This window comes from Pseudomonas sp. GW821-FHT02H06 (assembly GCF_059421525.1).
In genome coordinates this window covers 19006-39824 of sequence record NZ_JBWKVD010000024.1, presented here as the reverse complement: position 1 = coordinate 39824, position 20819 = coordinate 19006, and the positions used below count along the sequence as shown (strand labels likewise).

General features: G+C 62.2%; 16 protein-coding genes and 1 pseudogene. 9 read left to right on the top strand and 8 right to left on the bottom strand.

Translation table 11 applies throughout. From position 1 onward, the window contains the following. Positions 1 to 197 precede the first annotated feature (197 nt). Together AC07VF_RS25170 and AC07VF_RS25165 are read right to left on the bottom strand one after the other, a co-directional pair. A complete protein-coding gene (locus AC07VF_RS25170; protein ID WP_442969486.1) occupies positions 198 to 902 on the bottom strand; it encodes a methyl-accepting chemotaxis protein in 705 nt (234 codons plus the stop codon). 423 nt (positions 903 to 1325) lie between these two features. Continuing rightward, a pseudogene (locus AC07VF_RS25165) lies at positions 1326 to 1835 on the bottom strand (MCP four helix bundle domain-containing protein); the annotation flags it as partial. Positions 1836 to 2472: 637 nt separating this feature from the next. On the opposite strand from AC07VF_RS25165, the gene AC07VF_RS25160 reads away from it, so the two are divergent. Then, complete coding sequence (locus tag AC07VF_RS25160; protein ID WP_282372333.1) at positions 2473 to 3795, top strand: OprD family porin; 1323 nt, start codon at positions 2473 to 2475, stop codon at positions 3793 to 3795. Positions 3796 to 4012: 217 nt separating this feature from the next. Here the strand turns inward: AC07VF_RS25160 and AC07VF_RS25155 are convergent, their stop codons facing one another. The 3 genes from AC07VF_RS25155 to gcl form a co-directional block, all read right to left on the bottom strand. Continuing rightward, positions 4013 to 4915 carry a 2-hydroxy-3-oxopropionate reductase gene (locus AC07VF_RS25155; RefSeq protein ID WP_495010055.1) on the bottom strand — a complete coding sequence of 301 codons (903 nt, stop codon included), beginning with the start codon at positions 4913 to 4915 and terminating at the stop codon, positions 4013 to 4015. A 159-nt stretch (positions 4916 to 5074) separates the two neighbouring features. Next, positions 5075 to 5857: a hydroxypyruvate isomerase gene (gene hyi, locus AC07VF_RS25150; RefSeq protein ID WP_423571288.1), complete on the bottom strand. Its 783-nt coding sequence runs from the start codon at positions 5855 to 5857 to the stop codon at positions 5075 to 5077. Between the two features lie 65 nt (positions 5858 to 5922). Then, positions 5923 to 7698 carry a glyoxylate carboligase gene (gcl, locus tag AC07VF_RS25145; RefSeq protein WP_495010054.1) on the bottom strand — a complete coding sequence of 592 codons (1776 nt, stop codon included), beginning with the start codon at positions 7696 to 7698 and terminating at the stop codon, positions 5923 to 5925. A gap of 108 nt (positions 7699 to 7806) precedes the next feature. On the opposite strand from gcl, the gene AC07VF_RS25140 reads away from it, so the two are divergent. Further along, complete coding sequence (locus AC07VF_RS25140; RefSeq protein ID WP_495010053.1) at positions 7807 to 8715, top strand: LysR family transcriptional regulator; 909 nt, start codon at positions 7807 to 7809, stop codon at positions 8713 to 8715. A 329-nt stretch (positions 8716 to 9044) separates the two neighbouring features. Here the strand turns inward: AC07VF_RS25140 and AC07VF_RS25135 are convergent, their stop codons facing one another. Continuing rightward, on the bottom strand, positions 9045 to 9809 hold the full coding sequence (locus AC07VF_RS25135; RefSeq protein WP_495010052.1) for a 2-keto-4-pentenoate hydratase: 765 nt from the start codon (positions 9807 to 9809) through the stop codon (positions 9045 to 9047). 271 nt (positions 9810 to 10080) lie between these two features. Continuing rightward, a complete protein-coding gene (locus AC07VF_RS25130) occupies positions 10081 to 10992 on the bottom strand; it encodes a LysR family transcriptional regulator (protein WP_495010051.1) in 912 nt (303 codons plus the stop codon). Between the two features lie 222 nt (positions 10993 to 11214). On the opposite strand from AC07VF_RS25130, the gene AC07VF_RS25125 reads away from it, so the two are divergent. Beyond that, complete coding sequence (locus AC07VF_RS25125) at positions 11215 to 12102, top strand: DMT family transporter (protein WP_192173934.1); 888 nt, start codon at positions 11215 to 11217, stop codon at positions 12100 to 12102. Between the two features lie 11 nt (positions 12103 to 12113). On the opposite strand, the gene AC07VF_RS25120 is transcribed toward AC07VF_RS25125, so the two are convergent. Further along, positions 12114 to 13454 carry an MFS transporter gene (locus AC07VF_RS25120; RefSeq protein ID WP_192173933.1) on the bottom strand — a complete coding sequence of 447 codons (1341 nt, stop codon included), beginning with the start codon at positions 13452 to 13454 and terminating at the stop codon, positions 12114 to 12116. 202 nt (positions 13455 to 13656) lie between these two features. Here AC07VF_RS25120 and AC07VF_RS25115 point away from each other — a divergent pair, with 202 nt between their 5' ends. The 6 genes from AC07VF_RS25115 (at position 13657) to AC07VF_RS25090 (ending at position 20766) form a co-directional block, all read left to right on the top strand. Beyond that, positions 13657 to 15585 (top strand): bifunctional sugar phosphate isomerase/epimerase/4-hydroxyphenylpyruvate dioxygenase family protein, encoded by a 1929-nt coding sequence (locus AC07VF_RS25115; RefSeq protein ID WP_495010050.1) that lies wholly within the window; start codon positions 13657 to 13659, stop codon positions 15583 to 15585. Between the two features lie 88 nt (positions 15586 to 15673). Further along, positions 15674 to 16345 carry a TetR/AcrR family transcriptional regulator gene (locus tag AC07VF_RS25110; protein WP_495010049.1) on the top strand — a complete coding sequence of 224 codons (672 nt, stop codon included), beginning with the start codon at positions 15674 to 15676 and terminating at the stop codon, positions 16343 to 16345. 40 nt (positions 16346 to 16385) lie between these two features. Continuing rightward, positions 16386 to 17780: a DHA2 family efflux MFS transporter permease subunit gene (locus AC07VF_RS25105; RefSeq protein WP_495010048.1), complete on the top strand. Its 1395-nt coding sequence runs from the start codon at positions 16386 to 16388 to the stop codon at positions 17778 to 17780. A 131-nt stretch (positions 17781 to 17911) separates the two neighbouring features. After that, on the top strand, positions 17912 to 18679 hold the full coding sequence (locus tag AC07VF_RS25100) for a 3-hydroxyacyl-CoA dehydrogenase (protein WP_495010047.1): 768 nt from the start codon (positions 17912 to 17914) through the stop codon (positions 18677 to 18679). Positions 18680 to 18716: 37 nt separating this feature from the next. Continuing rightward, positions 18717 to 19907, top strand: a complete 1191-nt coding sequence (locus tag AC07VF_RS25095; RefSeq protein ID WP_495010065.1) for an acetyl-CoA C-acyltransferase — start codon at positions 18717 to 18719, stop codon at positions 19905 to 19907. A gap of 85 nt (positions 19908 to 19992) precedes the next feature. After that, positions 19993 to 20766, top strand: a complete 774-nt coding sequence (locus tag AC07VF_RS25090) for an enoyl-CoA hydratase (RefSeq protein ID WP_346630407.1) — start codon at positions 19993 to 19995, stop codon at positions 20764 to 20766. Positions 20767 to 20819: the final 53 nt, after the last annotated feature.

Here is a 20819-nt window from a genome sequence, read left to right as displayed (position 1 = left end):
GTTGCAGCGAATGGATGATGGAATCGACGGCAGTCGACTCGCGATGATCGGATCGCTACTAGACCAGAAAGTGCAGAAGGACTCCAGCGATTAAGCCGGGGGCAGCGTCGGAATCAAGACGTCTTTAACGAGGAAATCAGCGCGGCGGGGTGATGGCGTAAATGGCTGCGTCGCCTGAACGACGCAGCCTTGCAGGCTCAGACCTTGAAGAAGCTCACGCGGTCGGTGAGCACGTCGGCCAGGGTCGACAGCTCGCGGCTGGAGCGTGCGACCTGGTTGGAGCCGACCGCAGTTTCCAGTGCGGAATCGTGGATGCGGTTGATGTTGACGCTGACGTCATCGGCCACCGCCCGTTGCTGCGCGGCGGCGCTGGCGATCTGCGCGTTCATGTCGTTGAGCGCACCGACTTCGTGGCGGATCTTCACCAGCGCGGTCTGCGCTTCGTGGGTCTGCTCGACGGTGCGCTGGGCCATTTCGCGGCTTTCGCGCATCAGGTCGGCGGTCTTCACCGCACCCGTTTGCAACTGGCCGACCATGTCGCGGATTTCCTGGGTTGATTCCTGAGTGCGATTGGCCAGAGAACGAACCTCGTCGGCCACTACGGCGAAACCGCGGCCCGCTTCACCGGCGCGGGCGGCCTCGATGGCAGCGTTGAGCGCCAGCAGGTTGGTGCGTTCGGCGATGGAGTTGATCACCGCCACCACGTTTTCGATGGCGCGGCTGTCGCTGGACACCTGGCCCACCGAGTCAGCGGCGCTTTCCAGCTTGCGCGCCAGTTGGTCCATTGCCTGGGCAGTGCCTTCGACCACGCGCTTGCCGTTTTCGACTTCATGGTCAGCCGTCTGGGTGGCATTGGCGGCCTGGTCGGCGTAGCCCGCGACTTCTTTTACGGTGGTGGCCATCTGATTGATCGCCGTCGCCATCTGCTGGGTTTCACTGGCTTGCAGGCGCATCTGCTCGCTGTTGCTGTCGGAACTGGACAGCAATTGGGCGGAGGAGTGGGTCAACGCTGATGCGGCAGAGCGTACTTCGGTGATGGTGGCCGACAGGTGCAGGTTGGTCGCCTTGAGCGCACCCATGACGCTGTCGGGGTAGGACGTTTCAATCTTGTCGGTCAGCTCGCCGGCCGCCAGACGACGGATTGAAGCCGCGACCTGGTGGGGTTCGGCGCCGAGGGTCGACTTGAGGCTGCGGATGATCAGCAGCGAGGCGATGATGCCCAACACCACGGCGATGCCGGTAGCCAGCAGCATCAGCGAAGCGAATTGCGAGGCCGTGGCTCGTACCGAAGTGATGTGCCCGCCAATGGACGCTTCTTCGAGGTCAATCAGTGCGTTGATACGGGCGAGCCAGTCTTTGTAGGCGCCGGACACTTGCTCCATCAGCATTGTCTGGGCCTGGTCGATCTCGCCTTGCTGACGCAGCTTCAGCAGTTTCTCGGTGGCGCTCAGTGCCGTGCGTTCGGCGGTCTTGATGTTGGCCAGCAGCTCCTGCTCACGGGGCGACGCACCCTTGGTCTGGTAGATGCGGTCCATGGGCGCGGCCGAGGCCTGATAAAGGCCGTCCAGGCGCTCAATGTCACGCAAGTGCGTGGCAAGGCCTGCGTCGTTGCGCACCAGCACGGCATCGCGCAGGGCAATGGCGCGGTCATGCACGCTGCCGCGGAAGTTGATCGCGTAGCGCTGTTTGACGGTGGCGTCCTCACTGACGTCGGTCAGGGCGGATTCCATCAGATGAACCCTGTTAACGCCCACCAGGGTGACGAGAATCATCAGCGCGAGGACAAGCCCGAAGCCCAGTCCCAGGCGCTTGGCAATTGAAAGATCTTTGAACATAAGGGCACCTGAAATGATGGCGTTCGTGATATTAGAACGCTATTACTTGGTGCGCTTTATATCGGAGTTTTCAGAGCAGTGCCGAAATATTTTCGCTATTAAAGCAATAGAGCCCGTTGGTCCTTTTACAAGGAATTTTTCCGCCGTTGGGTGTTCGGGGACATGTCGCGAACGTCCGGTAGAACGAGGGCATAAAAAAAGCCACCGCACTGACGTGAGGTGGCTAAAAGTCTTACCAAAGGAATGATGAAGCGGAGCATGATTCGATTGCCTGATGCTGCGGAGTCATCCGGCAATTGAGTCGTGTTCTTCATCGCCGACGACGGTAACACTGGCTTAAAGTTTTCGACTATTACGAAGATTGATAGTGACTATCAAGACTCGTTGGGAATTCCGCCGGTCGGATAGTGCTACAAGATTTTCGGCCTTCAAGTGCGTGGTATGACCTGGCCAGAATGTGTATCAACAATAATCAATGTGCTCCATTGGCTGGAACAGCCGTCCAGTCACTGGCATGTGTGTTTCGCTTCCATCTGCCGCAACGCCCGCTTCAGCGCTGAATCGTCGTGTCAACTTGAAACAGTGCCCCGCATTCGGGGGCGCACGCGCTGGGCCTTAATCGAGACAGGGGATAACAATGACTTTCGTGAAATGGAATCTGATGACGCTGGCGGTATCGCTGGGCGTCAGTCAACTGGCAACGGCAGCAGTTGTCAGTGATCAATCGGAGGCCAAGGGCTTCGTCGACGACAGCAGTCTGACCGTTCACCTGAAGAACTATTATTTCAACCGGGACAACAAAAACGGCAAGGACGACAGCAAGGACTGGACCCAGGGCGTGCTGGGTAATTTCAGCTCCGGCTTCACCCAGGGCACTGTGGGTTTTGGCGTTGATGCCTACGGTTACTGGGGCCTGAAACTGGATGGCGGTGGCGGGACCACCGGCACTGGCAACCTGCCGGTGGACAGCCATGGCAATCCCCAGGATGAATACGGCACAGCCGGCGGGGCGCTGAAGATGCGCATCTCGAAGACTGAATTGCGCTACGGCAATCTGCAGCCCCAGGCGCCAGTGTTTGCCGCGGGCGGCTCACGCCTGTTCCCGCAAACCGCCACTGGCTTTAACCTGCTGAGCAGCGACATCGCCAACCTGGAACTCGACGGCGGCCACTTCACCGGCAGCAACGGCCCGATCACCACCAACAATGATCACGGCATCTGGGCGGCGTATGCCAACGTCGAAGCCAGCAGCATTGACTACGCTGGCGGTAAATATGCGCTCACCGATAATCTGTCGGTCAGCCTTTACGGCTCGGACCTCAAGGATGTCTGGCATCAGTACTACGGCAATGCCAACTACACCTTGCCGATCTCTGATCAGCAGTCGTTGAACTTCGATTTCAATATCTATCGCACCAACGACAGCGGTGCCGCCAAGGCGGGCGATATCAGCAACACGACCTGGTCGCTGGCGGCGGCCTATTCATTCCTGACCGCTCATACCGTGACCCTGGCCTACCAGAAAGTGCATGGCGACACGCCGTTCGATTATGTGGCCTTCGGTAATAACGGCGCGGGCGACACTGGCGACTCGATACTGCTCGCGAACTCGGTTCAGTATTCCGACTTCAACGGCCCGGGGGAAAAGTCCTGGCAGGCGCGGTATGACCTGAACATGGCGAGTTATGGCGCGCCGGGGCTGAGTTTCATGGTCCGTTATATTCACGGTGACGACATCGATGGGTCCCATATTCCATCGAACAGCACTTACACCGGTTATGGCGATGACGGCGACCACCACGAAACCAACCTCGAAGCGAAGTATGTAGTGCAGTCCGGTCCGGCGAAGGATTTGTCCCTGCGCATGCGGCAGGCCTGGCACACCGCCAACGGCGACCAGCCTGACGGCGACGTGAAGGAATTTCGTTTGATTGCCGATTATCCGATCAATATTTTCTGATCGGGAGGCGGGGTGATTTGAATCCCCGCTGCCCAAGAAAGCCAGGCTGTCCGAAAGGAGGCCTGGCTTTTTTGCTTGTGACTGGCCGGGATATGTATCAGCAGGGCGGGCCTCTTCCCGGCTAAAGCCGGTCCCACACAGTGCATGCCGCTGCTTTTAGTAGGACCGGCTTTAGCCGGGAAGAGGCCGGTTTGGACGACACACCTCTCAATGCCAGTCAGTCAGGCCTGTGATCCCCACGAATCGAAAAATTCGCCATGTGTTCCAGCCCCTTGATCAGCCCCGAGTGATCCCAGCCACTCCCGCCCAACGCCGCGCAGGTGCTGAACACTTGCTGGGCGTTGGCCGTATTGGGCAGGTTCAGGCCCAACTCCCGCGCACCTTCAAGGGCGAGGTTCAGATCCTTCTGATGCAGCGCGATCCTGAAGCCCGGGTTGAACGTGCCTTTGATCATCCGCTCGCCATGCACTTCAAGAATCTTCGACGAGGCAAAACCTCCCATCAACGCTTCCCGCACCTTGGCCGGGTCGGCGCCGTTTTTCGAGGCAAACAGCAGGGCTTCGGCCACGGCCTGGATGTTCAGCGCGACGATGATCTGGTTGGCGACCTTGGCGGTCTGGCCGTCACCGTTGCCGCCGACCAGGGTGATGTTCTTACCCATGGTCTGGAACAGGAGCAGGGCGCGCTCGAATGTCGCCTGCTCGCCGCCGACCATGATGCTCAGCGTGGCCGCCCTGGCGCCGACTTCGCCGCCCGACACCGGTGCGTCGAGGTACTGCGCGCCGGTGGCGTTGATTTTCTCGGCGAAGGCTTTCGTTGCCGAGGGGGAAATCGAGCTCATGTCGATGACCACGTTGCGGCTATCGACGCCCTCGCTCAGACCGTTTTCGCCGAACAGCACGTCGTTGACCTGCGGGGTGTCCGGCAGCATGACGATGATGAATTCCGCTTCCTGCGCCACTTCCCGCGGGTTGGCCAGCACCGTCGCGCCGCCCTCCACCAGGGACGCGGGCGGGGCAATGAAGTGCCGGGAGAGAATCAATTGATGACCTGCTTTCTGCAGGTTTTCTGCCATGGGCAGGCCCATGATGCCGGTGCCGATGAATCCGATGTTAGCCATGAGATTTTTTCCCTTGTTTGTAGGAGGCAGACGGGGTGCGTACATGCCTCAATATTTCTCCCTGTAGGAGTGAGCTTGCTCGCGATGCGATTTATCAGCCACCGCATCGTCAACAGCCCACCGCAATCGCGAGCAAGCTCACTCCTACAAGAATCGGTATCAGATCAAATTATGGGTTTTCAGCCACCCAAGCCCGGCTTCGGTGGTGGTCAGCGGCTTGTATTCACAGCCGATCCAGCCGCGATAACCCAGCCGGTCCAGGTGCTTGAACAGAAAGCCGTAGTTGATCTCGCCGGTGCCCGGTTCGTGGCGCCCCGGGTTGTCCGCCAGTTGCACGTGACGGATCGCCGGCAGGTGATTTTCGAGGGTGCGGGCCAGGTCGCCTTCCATGATTTGCATGTGGTAGATGTCGTATTGCAGCGACAGATTGCGGCTGCCGACCTTCTCGCGAATCGCCAGCGCCTGGGCGGTGGTGTTCAGGTAGAACCCCGGAATGTCCAGGGTGTTGATCATTTCCATCACGAGATCAATGCCCTGGGCTTGCAGGCGGTCGGCGGCGTATTTGAGGTTGTCGACGAAGGTCTTCTCGATCAGCCCGTCGTCGAATCCCTGGGGCTTGATCCCCGCCAGGCAATTGATCTGGGTGTTGCCCAGGACCTTGGCGTACGCAATGGCCAGGTCAACGCCGGCATAGAACTCCTCGACCCGGTCGGGGTGACAGGCGATGCCGCGCTCGCCCTTGGCCCAGTCCCCGGCTGGCAAGTTGAACAGCACTTGAGTGAGGCGGTTGCGGTCCAGCTCGGCCTTGATCTGGGCGGAGCTGAAGTCATAGGGAAACAGGTACTCGACGCCGCTGAACCCGGCGTCGGCGGCGGCTTCGAAACGTTGCAGAAATGCCAGCTCGGTGAACAGCATCGACAGGTTGGCGCATAAACGGGGCATGACGTACTCCTTGTTCGTGTTCCGGGTTCGTGTTGGGAGCTCTTGTTTGGAGCAACCAGGCGCGATCAGTCCAGCAGGCTGATGGCGGTGGGGGCGTCGGCGCCGCTCTCGGCCAGGGACTCGAATTCATTGATGGCGTTGATCTCGGTGCCCATCGCAATGTTGGTGACGCGTTCGAGAATGATCTCCACCACCACCGGCACGCGGTACTGCTGCATCAGGCTCGACGCTTCGGCGAAGGCGGCCTGCAGGTGCGCCGCGTCAAGGACGCGGATAGCCTTGCAGCCGAGGCCCTCGGCAACCGCGACGTGATCGACGCCATAGCCTTCCAGCTCAGGCGCGTTGATGTTGTCGAACGCCAGCTGCACGCAGTAATCGATGTCGAAATTGCGCTGGGCCTGACGGATGAGGCCCAGGTACGAGTTGTTCACCACCAAGTGGATGTACGGCAGCTTGAACTGCGCACCGACGGCGAGCTCTTCGATCATGAACTGGAAATCGTAATCCCCCGACAGCGCGACCACCTGGCGGCTCGGGTCGGCCTTGACCACGCCCAGCGCCGCCGGAATGGTCCAGCCCAGCGGCCCGGCCTGTCCGCAGTTGATCCAGTGACGCGGTTTGTAGACGTGGAGGAATTGCGCGCCGGCAATCTGCGACAGGCCGATGGTGCTGATGTAGCAGGTGTCCTTGCCGAAATACTGATTCATCTCCTCGTACACCCGCTGCGGCTTGACCGGGATGTTCTCGTAATGGGTCTTGCGCTGCAGCGTGCGCTTGCGTTCCTGGCAACTGGCGAGCCACTGGCTGCGGTCCTTCAGCTTGCCGGCGGTGTGCCACTCGCGCGCCACTTCGATGAACATCTCCAGCGCTGCGCCGGCGTCGGAAACGATGCCCAGATCCGGCGTCAGCACACGGCCGATCTGCGTCGGTTCGATGTCGACGTGGATGAACGTGCGCCCTTCGCTGTACACCGACACGGTGCCGGTGTGGCGGTTGGCCCAGCGGTTGCCGATGCCGAGGACCAGATCGGACGCCAGCATCGTCGCGTTGCCGTAGCGGTGAGAGGTCTGCAGCCCGACCATGCCGGCCATCTGCGGATGATCGTCGGGGATCGTGCCCCAGCCCATCAGCGTCGGGATCACCGGAATGCCGGTCAGCTCGGCGAACTCCACCAGCGCGTCCGACGCATCGGCGTTGATGATGCCGCCGCCGGCCACGATCAGCGGACGCTCGGAGGCGTTGAGCATCGCCAGGGCTTTTTCAATCTGCTTGCGGCTGGCCTGGGGCTTGACCACCGGCAGCGGTTCGTAGGCGTCGATGTCAAATTCGATCTCGGCCATCTGCACGTCGAAGGGCAGGTCGATCAACACCGGACCGGGTCGGCCGCTGCGCATCAACTGAAAGGCTTTCTGGAACACATAGGGCACCTGGCCCGGCTCCATGACCGTGGTCGCCCACTTGGCCACCGGCGCGGCGATGCTGGCGATGTCCACGGCCTGGAAGTCTTCCTTGTGCATCCGTGCGCGCGGCGCCTGGCCGGTGATGCACAGAATCGGAATCGAGTCGGCGGAGGCTGAATACAGACCGGTGATCATGTCGGTGCCGGCCGGGCCCGAGGTGCCGATGCACACGCCGATATTGCCGGCGATGGCGCGGGTGTAACCCTCGGCCATGTGCGAAGCGCCTTCGACGTGGCGCGCCAGCACGTGGTCAATGCCGCCGAGTTTCTTGAAGGCGGCGTACAGCGGGTTGATCGCAGCGCCCGGAATACCGAAGGCGGTGTCGACGCCTTCGCGACGCATCACCAGAACGGCGGCTTCGATGGCTCTCATGACGGTCATTTGTTAGTCTCCTGAACTCGATAGTTTTTGTACGTAAACAGCCTGATTTGAATCCGATGTTTTGTGAATGGCTGTTTTTATCCGTTCTATCGGTATCTGGAGTATCGAATGGATCGCTATACGGAATTGCGCAGCTACGTCCTGGTGGCCACCCGTGGCAGTTTTGCCGCCGCGGCGCTGGCGGAGGGGGTGACGCCGGTGATCATGGGCCGGAGATTGAGCGCGCTGGAGGATCGCCTGGGCGTAAAGCTGATTCATCGCTCGACGCGGGGCCTGACCCTGACCGATGCCGGCGAGTCGTACCTGGAGAACGCCAAGCTGGTGTTGCAGTCGTTCGAGGAGCTGGACGCCAGCATCAGCGAGAACGAAAGCAGCGTGCGGGGCCATCTGGTGGTCTCGGCGCCCGCCGGGTTTGGCCGTCAGCACGTGGCGCCCCATGCGCCGGAATTCCAGGCGCGGTTTCCGGATTTGCAGCTGTCATTCAACCTCACTGACAACGTGGTTGATCTGGTGCGTGAGGGTTATGACATGAGCATCCGCATCGGCGAGGTGCTGGACCCGAACTACGTCGCCATCAAGCTGTACGCCAATAAACGCGTGGTCTGTGGCTCTCCGGCGTATTTCGCCGAGCATGGGTTTCCCCAGGTGCTTGAGGACCTGGCGCAGCACAATTGCCTGTCGTTCAACCTGCAGGGCGGGCAGCATCGCGGCTGGACGTTTCAGCGCGAGGGCAAGCCGGTGGCGATCAAGGTTGCGGGCAACCTGTACTGCAACGATGGCGAGCTGTTGTATGACTGGGCCAAGCGCGGGCTGGGCCTGAGCTGGCGCTCGACGTGGGAGATTCAGAACGAGGTTGAAAGTGGCGCGCTGGTCACCGTGCTGGACGAATTCGCCTTGCCCAGCTACGACATCCAGGGCGTGTACCCGCAGCAGCATTACCTGCCGGCGAAAGTGCGGTTTTTTATCGCGTTTCTGAAAGAGGTCTACAACCGGCCGGGGTATTGGCACCAGGGATGAGCAACGATCCCCGAAGCACCCAAATCAAAGGCTTCCCGGCTAAAGCCGGTCCCACAGGTCGTGCGCGGTCGGCATGACCAACTTCAGCCGGGAACAGGCCAGAAAGCGCACGCTGCTTTTGGTAGGACCGGCCTCAGTCGGGAACAGCCCAGAAAGCGCGCGCTGCTTTTAGTGGGACCGGCTTCAGTCGGGAACAGGCCAGAAGGCGCACGCTGCTTTTAGTGGGACCGGCTTTAGCCGGGAAGGGGCCGTAACTGGCGCTGAAGATAGGTTGGATGCACCGACGTCTCCCCGGCTTCAGCCGGTCCCACCAATGGCGATCGAGGAACCTAAATCAACTCCACCGACACCGGTGGCAGCCCGCGAATCTCGCCAACCGCCAGACCCGGCCCTCGGGTCTTGTACATCCCGGTATAGGAACCGGTCGTAATCACCATCTCCGGCGTCACGCTCAACCCATTCTGCGTGTGGTGATTGACCAGCCACGGCAGCAACCGCCGAGGGTCACCGGCCGGATTCGCTCCATCGCCCGGCACAATGTCTTCATCGCCATAAGTGAAGCTCAGCGCAGGCTCGACAAACGGAAAGCTGGCGTCGTAGTCGACAAACTCACCGATGACCAACGCCCCATGGTTGAGCAGGTCGCCCAGGGCCAGCAATGGCTCGATCTTCGGCCAGGCCGCGAACCGGCTCGACACCACTTCAATGGTCGCGCCCATCGTCGCGATGCTGCTCAGCACGTCTTCATCCGAATACGCCTCGTCGCGAGGGGTGAATTCGCGGCCAAGACGAAACGCGATCTCCAGCTCCAGAATCGGCGAAGGATAGTCGACGCACTCAACCTGGCTGCCGCTGGCAAAAATACCGTCGTCCGGCAACAGCGCGCCATTGATTGGCCCGGTCGGCGACTTGGCGCCAACCTTCCAGCCGCCCACGGTGGTGTCGCGCAGACGCAGAATCTCGCGTTGCAGCGCGTAGGCACTGGCCGCATCGTCGGGCACGTATTCAGGACGGATTTCAGTGATTTTCTGACCGGCGCCCATGGCGGCGACGATCAATTCGGCAATGTTCGCTGGGTGAGACGATGGATTCACGCGGGTCTTCCTTCAGGCAATTGATGGAAAGCGCCCCGTTCCTTTTGTTGCTGTGTCGAAGGATGACGGAGCCAGCGCGACCACTCTAACCCTATTTCAGTAGGTAGGGAGAGACCGGGGTGGCGCTCCACCTTGCTCACGAAGAAGTCGATGCATTCAGCCACTTTTCTGGGGACTGAAAGTAAGCCTTCGCGAGCAAGCTCGACTCCCACGGGGTGGTGTTCGGCTCGGGATTTTCGGTGGGTGCAGGACTTGTGGGAGTGTCCCGCCATCAACCCGGCCCGGCGCTGTAATGCAGGTCCGCGCGCAAACGCTGCACGCAGAAATCAACGAACGAGCGCACCTTGGATGACCCCCGTCGCCCCTCGACGTAGACCACGTAAACCGGCATCGGCGTGACCTCGAAGTCTTCGAGCACGGCGCACAAGGTGCCCGCCTGCAGGTGTCGGCGAATCTGATAGGACGGCACCTGGGTCAGCCCCCAGCCATCAATGGCGGCATGAATGGAGGCGGTGAACGAAGTCATCGACAGCCGCGACTGCACTTTCACTTCCTGGTGCTGGCCTTCGATGCGGAAGCTCCACGCGGGGCTGCGGCCGGTGATCATCACAGAAACGGTCTCGCGCTCAATGAGTTCGTGGGGGTGCCGGGGCGTGCCGTGGGCGGCGAGATAAGCGGGGGAGGCGCAGACCATGCGCCGTACGGTGCCGACCTGAATGGCCGTCATCGACGAGTCGGGCATCTCGCCGATGCGCACCGACACGTCGATGCCTTCTTCCAGTTGGCCGGCAATCCGGTCCATCAACAGGCCCCGGATCTGCACCTCCGGGTGCTGACTCAGGTAGTCGGTCATGACCGGCGTGACGTGCAAATCGCCGAACACCTGCGGCGCGGTAATGGTCAGCAACCCGCGCGGCGTGGCATGGATGCCGGCGGCGGCGCTTTCGGCTTCGTGCAGATCGGCCAGCAGGCGCCGGCAGTCGTCGGCGAAGCGGACGCCGGCTTCGGTCAGGCGCAACTGCCGGGTGGTGCGCACGATCAGCAAGGTGCCGAGCCGCGCTTCCAGTTGCGCGACGGCGCGGGTCACGGTGGCCGTGGACACATTCAGATTGCGCGACACCGCCGCGAAGCTGGGGCCTTCGGCGACGGCGGCAAAAAGGGTCATTTCCTGAATGCGGTCCACTGAGCGTCCGTTTCGAGCCAACGAGAGCGGCAGTCTGCGGCAAATCCGGGCGAGCGGAAAGGCCTGATCCTGAGAGTCAGAAAAACGCCCGGGCGGTCATGTTTGCTTGGTGCTCCGGCGACGCCTTCTATATTCTTGCTGACACTGGATTCCTCGACGAAAGGCCGGCGCTCGACACGGCAAGGGACAGACCCGCATTCACGCAAGGCCAAAGGAACGCAGATGAGCACCACCAGCACGCCACTCTCCGGCGTCAACCAGCCATTGAAAGGCATCGCACTGATCCTGTTTGCGACCTTTCTGTTTTCCAGTCACGACACGCTGTCCAAATACCTCTCCGGCATCTACCCGATCATGATGGTGGTCTGGGTGCGCTATGTGGTGCACACCGGGCTGATGGCCTGCATTTTCATGCCGTCGTCCGGCCTGCGCGTATTGCGCACCAAGCGCCCGGGCTTGCAGGCGTTGCGCGCGGTGTGCCTGCTGGGCACCAGTCTGTTGTTCACCAGTGGCCTGATGTTCATCCCGATTGCCGAAGCGACGGCGGTCAACTTCCTCGCGCCGCTGCTGGTCACGGCGCTGTCGGTGCCACTGCTCAAGGAGACGGTCAGCCGCGGGCAATGGATCGCCGTGCTGGTGGGTTTCAGCGGGGTACTGGTCATCGTGCATCCCGGTGGCGAGTTGTTTCGGCCGGCGGTGTTGCTGCCGCTGGGCTCGGCGTTCTGTTTCGCCTGCTATCAGCTGCTGACCCGTCTGGTCGCGGCCCACGACAGCCCGACCACTAGCAACTTCTTCGCCGGGCTGTTCAACAGCCTGTTGATGAGCGCCATCGTGCCGTTCTTCTGGCAGTCGCCGGAGTGGAAACACATCCCCTTCATGCTGGCGCTGGGCACCTGCGGCATGGTCGCGCACCTGATGCTGACCCAGGCCTTCCGCTTCGCCGCGCCGGCCATGCTGGCGCCGTTCGGTTACTGCCAGATCGTCTTCGCCGGGCTGTGGGGCTACATCGTCTTCAACCACTCACCATCCCTTGTCGCCCAGGCCGGCATTGCGATCATCTGCCTCAGCGGCCTGGCGGCGGCGTGGCAACAGCGCAAGAAGGGTGGCTGACGACAGCGGCTTCATGATTTGCGCGGCGCCATGAAATACATCCAGATCAGCGCAATGAAGTACATCACCGGGATCAGGGTGAACAGCACGCTGTAGTTGTTGTGGGTCGCGGTCAGGACGGCGCCGACGATCTGCGTCATGAACATGCCGCCGATGGCCGCGCACATGCCGCCGAAGCCGAACACGGTGCTGATCATGTGCCGTGGCGTGTAATCCATGACCAGGCTCCAGATGTTCGCCGTCCAGGCCTGATGCGCACCCACCGCCAGAGCGATCGCCAGCACCGCCACCCAGAGACCGCTGGCGTTGGCGGCGAACACCACGCCAATGATCGTCATCGCAAAAATCAGCATCGACAGCAAGCGCGCAGTCATCGGGCGCATGCCCCGGCCGATCAGCCACGAGGAGAGAATGCCGCCGCCGATGCTGCCGAAATCGGCGGTCAGCCAGATCAGCATCAGCGGAATGCCCATCTGCGTCACGCTGATGCCCAGGTTGTATTGCTGATTCAGAAACGGCGGCAGCCAGTACAGATAGAACCAGAACACCGGCGCGGTGAGGGCGTAGGCGAGGGCGAAGGCCCAGGTGCCGCGCATCTTCAGGATCCGCGAGAGCGGTACTTTCTCCGCTTCAGTCTCGGTCTCAGGCTCGGCCTCGCTATTGATGTAGGCCCGCTCACTGGCGCGCACGGTGGGATGTTCCTGCGGATTGAAATACGTCAGCCGCCAGGTGATGACCCAGACCAGCCCCAGCGCGCCCATGCAGATGAACGCCGCCTGCCAGCCCCACACCGTGAGGATCAGCGGCAACAGGGCGGGCGTGACCATCGCACCGACGTTGGTGCCGGCGTTGAATATGCCGGTGGCCACGGCGCGTTCGCCGGCCGGGAACCACACCCGGGTGACCTTGACGCAGGCCGGGTAATTTGCCGCTTCGGTCAGGCCGAGAATGAACCGGCAGACCATGAAGCCCGCTGCCGAAGTGGCCAGGCCATGGGCGCCCGTCGCAACACTCCACAGCAGCACCGCCAGAAAGAATGCGCGCTTGACGCCGACCCGATCGATGAAACGCCCCTGCAGCAGAAAACCGATGGCGTAACCGACCTGAAACCAGAAGTTGATGTTGGCGTAATCCATCGCCGTCCAGCTCATTTGCTTCGCCAGGATCGGTTGCATCACGCCGAGTGCGGCGCGGTCGATGTAGTTCAGGGTGGTGGCGAAGAACACCAGTGCCAGCATGCCCCAACGGGTTTTGCCGACGGCCAGGGCGCCGCGAATTTTTTCGCTCACACTGGCGTGGGGGGGCGCAGGGTGGGAGGCGACCGGGGCAGGCGAAGCAGAAGGGGACCGCATAAGCATCAAGCCTGTTTTGAAATTGTTATGGTGATGTCCGCGCGGCCAAGGCCTTGGCCCCGCATAGCGTCATAAAACTAACCGTATGGTTCATTTCAGTTGATGTCCCATGCAGCGGCGCGAATAATCCCATGAACGCCCGCCCGGTTCGAGCCCCATCATCGTGCCGGGCGCCATGTGATTATTCAGGAGCCACCCCCGCATGCAGCGATCGATCGCCACCGTTTCCTTGAGCGGCACCCTGCCGGAAAAGCTGGAAGCCATTGCCGCCGCAGGGTTTGACGGTGTTGAAATTTTCGAAAACGACCTGCTCTGTTACGACGGCAGTCCGCGCCAGGTGCGCCAGCTCTGCGCGGACTTGGGCATCGCTATCACCCTGTTTCAGCCTTTCAGCGACTTCGAGGGCTGTCGCCGCGAGCATCTTCAGCGCAACCTCGACCGTGCCGAACGCAAATTCGACCTGATGCACGAACTTGGCACCGACTTGATGCTGGTGTGCAGCAATACCGCCAGCGATTCCCTGGGCGAGCGAGACGTGCTGCTCGATGACCTTGGCTCGATCGCCGAGCGGGCTGGGGCGCGTCAATTGCGCGTGGGTTATGAAGGGCTGGCATGGGGACGTCACATCAACACATGGCAGCAGGTCTGGGATCTCGTCCGGCAGGTCGACCATCCCGCCCTCGGCGTGCTGCTCGACAGTTTCCACACGCTGTCGCTCAAGGGCGATCCGAGCGGGATTGCGCAGATTCCCGGCGACAAGATCTTCTTCGTGCAGATGGCCGACGCGCCGCTGCTGAACATGGGCGTGCTGGAGTGGAGCCGGCATTTCCGGTGTTTTCCGGGGCAGGGCGAGTTCGATTGCCCCGGCTTTCTCGCGGCAATTTTGCGCAGCGGCTACACCGGCCCGCTGTCGCTGGAGATTTTCAACGACGTGTTTCGCGCCGCGCCCACTCGGGCCAACGCCGCCGACGGCCTGCGTTCGTTGCTGTATCTGGAGGAGCAAACCCGCGCGCTGCTGGAGCAGCCATCTCGACCCGTCGCGCCGTCAGTGTTGTTCCATCCGCCGGCACCCAGCGCCTGCAACGGCGTCGAGTTTCTCGAGTTTACCGTGGAGGATGGCCAGGGGGCGCGGCTGGGGAGCTGGCTGCATGGCCTGGGCTTCGGCACCCTGGGTCAGCACCGCAGCAAAGCCATGACCATGCTGGGGCAGGGCGATATCAATATCGTGTTGAACGCGGAGCGCTTGTCCTTACCTCAGATGCCTTTCGCTGCCGCTTCCTTCGCTGACTCAGCCCTTGAAGCCCCCGGCCCGTCGCTGCGCGCCATGGGGTTGCGGGTGGACAACAGCGCTGACGCGCTGGAGCGGGCGCGTCAGTTCAATGCCGAAATCTACAGGGGGCCGGTGGGGCCTGATGATCGGGAGCTCCCGGCGGTGCGTGCGCCGGACGGCAGCCTTATTTACCTGGTCGAGCCTGCCGCACCAGGGCAATCGAGCTGGGACAGGGACTTCATCCTGAGCCCGCAGTCTCCGACGCAAAGCGGTTTGCAGTGCATCGATCATGTGGCCATGGTGCTGCCGGCCGACAGCCTGGACAGCCGGGTGCTGTTCTACAAAAGCGTGCTGGATTTTGTGGCCGATGCCGACCAGCTGCTGCCTGATCCCCACGGTCTGGTGAGGAGCCGGGCGTTACGCAGCCGTTGCGGCAACGTGCGCCTGCCGCTGAACACGCCGGATCGCGGCAACACGGCAATCTCCCACGCACTGTCGAGCTACGGTGGCTCTGGCGTTCATCACATCGCCTTTGCCTGTGACGACATCTTCGCCCAGGTTGCCCGCGCCAAAGCGGCAGGCGTGCCGTGGCTGGCCATTCCCCAGAACTATTACGATGACCTGGGGGCGCGGTTCGGTTTCGACGACGCATTCCTTGGCGAACTGGCGCGCCACAACGTGCTGTATGACCGCGATGCCGACGGTGGCGAGCTGTTTCACGCCTGCACCGAGGCGTTCGAGGGACGTTTCTGTTTTGAAATCCTCCAGCGCAGGAAGGGTTACGCTGGGTATGGCGAGGCGAATGCGGCAGTGCGCCTGGCGGCAATGGCCAGGGCCCGCAGCGGCTCCGCACGGTTCTGATGACGTGCAGCGCATCGGCACGCACCGCTTCCGTAACGCACAGGCGCAGCCCATAATCCCGCGATTCCACCGTGGTCGTGAGCCCCGCATGAAAACCGTTGAAGACAGCCTCGCCGAAGCGCCCGTAGACGCCCCGCGCAAGTCCCGCAAGAACAATCCGGAGAAAACCCGCGACGGCATCCTCCAGGCGGCCGTCGCCGAGTTCGTCGCCCAAGGGCTCTCCGGCGCCCGCGTTGATGCGATCGCCGAACGCACGCAAACCTCCAAGCGCATGATCTATTACTACTTCAACAGCAAGGAGCAGCTGTACACCGAAGTGCTGGAGAAGCTGTACGGCGACATTCGCACCACGGAAAGCAGCCTTGACCTCGGCGTGCTCGCGCCGGAAGAAGCGGTCAGGCGGCTGGTGGAATTCACCTTCGATCACCACGACCGCAACGTCGATTTCGTGCGCATCGTGTGCATCGAAAACATCCACAACGGCGCCAACGTCAAACAGTCTCCGACCATCCGCGAGCTGAGCCGGAACGTCTTGCAGGCGCTGGACGACACCTTGCGGCGCGGCGAGCAGGACGGCGTGTTCCGCCCAGGCGTACAGGCTGTTGATCTGCACATGCTGATGAGCTCGTTCTGTTTCTATCGGGTGTCGAACCGCCATACCTTTTCCGAGATTTTCCAGATCGACCTGGAAGACGAAGCGGTCAAGGCGCGGCAGAAGGCGATGATCTGTGATTCGGTGATGCGCTACCTGCTGCCGTGACCCGGCACGTTCAACGCCACGCTCGCCTGAGGACCCGACGATGTCGCAACGCCAATCCACGCTGATCGCCTTGTTGGTGGCCGTCACTTTTTTCATGGAAAACCTTGACGCCACGGTGATCGCCACGGCCATGCCGGAAATGGCCCGGACCTTCTGCGTCGCGGCGGTGGACCTGAATATCGGCATGAGCGCTTACATGCTGGCGATCGCCGCGTTCATTCCCCTCAGCGGCTGGTTGGCCGACCGACTCGGTTCACGCCGGGTGTTCGGCGGCGCCATCGTGCTGTTCACGGTGGCTTCGATGCTGTGCGGCATCAGCGACAGTCTTGAGACGTTCGTCGCCGCCCGGGTCCTGCAAGGCATGAGCGGCGCAATGATGGTCCCGGTCGGGCGCCTCGCTGTCATGCGCGCCACTGAAAAGAAAGACCTGGTGCGGGCCATTTCGCTGATCACCTGGCCCGGGCTGGTGGCGCCGATACTCGGGCCGCCCCTGGGCGGGTTCATCGTTACCCACGCGTCGTGGCCGTGGATTTTCTACCTTAACCTGCCCCTCGGCGTCATGGCACTGATTGCCACCCTCATCCTCATCCCCAAGCGCAATGAAGTCAGCACTCGGCCGTTTGACCTGAAAGGTTTCCTGCTGCTGGGCGTGGCCTGCACGGCGCTGTTGTTCGGGATGGAACGGCTGGGGCAGGGCCATGGCAGTCAGTGGCCGGGACTTGCGGTAACGGCGCTCGGCATGGTCTGCGGCGCGCTGGCCTGGCGCAACATGCGTCGGCATCCGCAGCCGCTGATGAACGTCGCGGTGGTGCACATCCGCACCTTCAGCGTCAGTCTGCTGGGCGGTTCGGTGTTCCGGATCGCCATCAGCACGCTGCCGTTCCTGCTGCCGCTGATGTTTCAGCTGGGTTTCGGCCTGTCCGCGTTCGACGCCGGGCTGCTGGTGCTGGGGGTGTTTGCGGGCAACCTGGCGATGAAACCCTTTACCAGCGCAATCATGCAGCGCTGGGGCTTTCGTCAGGTGCTGTTGGTCAATGGCTGCATCGGTGTGGCGGCGATTGCCGCCTGCGCGCTGCTCGATCAGGCCATGGGCTGGCCGATGATCCTGCTGATCCTGTTCATCGGCGGGCTGTCGCGCTCGATGCAGTTCACCGCGTTCAACACGCTGGGTTTCGCCGACGTGCCCAAAACGCAGATGAGCGATGCGTCGACAATGTTCAGCATGTGCTTCCAGTTGAGTATGGGCCTGGGCGTCGCGATCGCTGCACTGTTGTTGCGTGGCGCGATGGCCCTGCATGGCAACGACGGGCAGGCGATGACCGCTGATTTCCAGCTGACGTTTATTGGCGTCGCGGTGATCGCGGCCTTGGCGCTGCTGGATAACCGCCGGGTGTCGGCCCAAGCCGGTGCAGCGCTGCTGCAACCCAAGGCCTGACCTGCTGGCAAACACGAAGCGCCACTGGCCAAAACCACCAGACGTTCTGCGCGCTTTGACCATTGCTCATCGGCGCGGCAGAGCGGAGTATTTCGCCACTCCAACAATAAAAGTGTAAGGACGACACAATCATGCAGATCCAAGGCAAGGTATTTCTGGTCAGTGGCGGCGCGTCCGGGCTGGGTGCGGCCACCGCGCAGATGCTCATCGACGCAGGGGCCAGCGTGATGCTGGTGGACGTCAACGCCGAGGCGCTCGCGGCCCAGGTGGAAAAACTGGGCGACAAGGCCCGCGCCAGCGTCAGCGACATCACCCAGGAGAGCGCTGTTCAGGCCGCGGTGGATGCGGCGCTGAGCGCGTTTGGCCAGATCAACGGCGTCATCAACTGCGCCGGCATCGTCGGCGCAGAGAAAATCCTCGGCAAAGAAGGTCCACACGGCCTCGACAGTTTCAGCCGGGTGATCAACGTCAACCTCATCGGCAGCTTCAACCTGCTACGCCTCGCCGCTGTAGCCATCGCCGAAAGCACGGGCGATGCCGGCGGTGAGCGTGGCGTCATCATCAACACGGCGTCGGTTGCCGCCTACGACGGCCAGATCGGCCAGGCGGCGTACGCGGCCTCGAAGGGTGCCATCGTCAGCCTGACCCTGCCCGCCGCCCGTGAACTGGCCCGCTACGGCATCCGCGTCATGACCATCGCTCCGGGCATTTTCGAAACCCCCATGATGGCCGGCATGACCCCGCAAGTGCGCGAAAGCCTGTCCGCCGGCGTGCCATTCCCGCCACGCCTGGGCAAGCCCGAGGAATACGCGGCACTGGCCCGCCACATCATCGAAAACAGCATGCTCAACGGCGAAGTGATCCGCCTGGACGGCGCCTTGCGCATGGCCGCTCGCTAATCGAGGAAACCCCATCATGTCTTTGAACAAACGCCAGATGTTGAACGACGACCCCGTGGTGATCGTGAGCGCCGTGCGCACGCCCATGGGCGCCTTTCAGGGCGATCTCCAGAGCCTGACCGCGCCGCAACTGGGCGCCGCTGCCATCCACGCCGCCGTCGAGCGCGCGGGCATCGATGGCGCGCAGGTCGACGAAGTGCTGTTCGGTTGTGTATTGCCAGCCGGGCTGGGACAAGCGCCGGCCCGTCAGGCGGCATTGGGCGCCGGGCTCAGCGAGGCCACGACGTGCACCACCCTGAACAAGATGTGCGGGTCGGGGATGCAGGCGGCCATTCTTGGCCACGACATGTTGCTGGCTGGCAGCGCCGACGTGGTGATCGCCGGTGGCATGGAAAGCATGTCCAACGCGCCGTATCTGCTGGAGAAGGCCCGCAGCGGTTACCGCATGGGCCACGGCCGGATCATCGATCACATGTTCCTCGACGGCCTCGAAGACGCCTACGATCGAGGCCGCTTGATGGGCACGTTTGCCGAGACGTGCGCCGGGCTTGAAAATTTCAGTCGGGAAGCCCAGGACGGTTTTGCAGTCGCCTCGCTGACCCGGGCGCAGGAGGCCATGACGCGCGGCTGGTTCGACGCTGAAATCGTCCCGGTGGAGGTCACCGTCGGCAAGGAGCGCAAGACCATTCGCCAGGACGAACAGCCGCCCAAAGCGAAGCTGGATAAGATCCCGTTGCTGAAACCGGCGTTCCGCGAGGGCGGCACCGTGACAGCCGCCAACTCAAGCTCGATCTCCGATGGCGCCGCGGCCTTGACCCTGATGCGCCAGTCCGAAGCACAACGTCGTGGCCTCACGCCGCTGGCGGTCATCCATGGCCACGCCGCTTACGCCAATGAGCCGGGGCTGTTTCCGACCGCACCAGTGGGCGCGATCGACAAGCTGATGAGCAAGACCGGCTGGTCCCTCCGGGATGTGGACTTGTTCGAGATCAACGAAGCCTTCGCCGTCGTCGCGCTGGTCACCATGGCCCGCCTGGAACTGCCCCATCACAAGGTCAACGTGCACGGCGGCGCCTGCGCGTTGGGCCATCCCATTGGCGCGTCGGGGGCGAGGATTCTGGTGACCTTGCTGTCGGCGTTGAAGCAGCGTGGACTGAAGCGAGGTGTCGCGGCCATTTGCATCGGCGGCGGCGAAGCAACGGCAATGGCAGTCGAGCTTGTCGTTTGATATCAATGGCTTGCGCCATGTTTCGCAGGTTAGATCTGTGATAACGGCTGACTGGCGTTCTACATAATAAAAGGTCTATAAAACAATGAATTACACGACAATCCGCAAAGATGTCAAAGGTCGCGTTGCACTCCTGACCCTCAATCGTCCAGAGGCCCTTAACGCCCTCAATGCGCAGCTAATTAGCGAACTCAACCATGCCCTCGATGAGCTGGAACGCGATCATGGCATCGGCTGCATCGTGCTGACTGGCTCGGCAAAAGCCTTCGCTGCCGGGGCTGACATCAAGGAAATGGCCGAGCTGAAATACCCGCAGATCTATCTGGACGACCTGTTCAGTGACAGCGATCGGGTGGCCAGTCGCCGCAAGCCGATCATTGCTGCCGTCTCGGGCTTTGCCTTGGGCGGGGGCTGCGAGTTGGCGCTGATGTGCGACTTCATCCTGGCGGCCGACAACGCGCGCTTTGGCCAGCCGGAAATCAAGCTGGGCGTGCTGCCGGGCATGGGCGGGACCCAGCGCCTGACCCACGCGGTCGGCAAGGCCAAGGCCATGGAAATGTGCCTGACCGGGCGCCTGATCGACGCCGTCGAAGCGGAGCGTGCCGGGCTGGTCGCGCGCATCGTGCCCCAGGACCAGTTGCTGGAGGAGGCGCTCAACGTCGCGGCCGGCATTGCCGCGAAGTCGTTGCCGGCGGCCATGATGGTCAAGGAAAGCGTGAACCGCGCCTTTGAGGTTAGCCTGGCCGAAGGGATTCGTTTCGAACGCCGGGTGTTTCATGCAGCGTTTGCCAGCGAGGACCAGAAGGAAGGCATGGCGGCGTTCATCGAGAAGCGCGAACCGGCGTTCAAGCATCGCTGATTCAGGTCAGGGCGGTGGCGCGTCTCAGGGGTGTCTTCTGGCGCCAGCGTGTA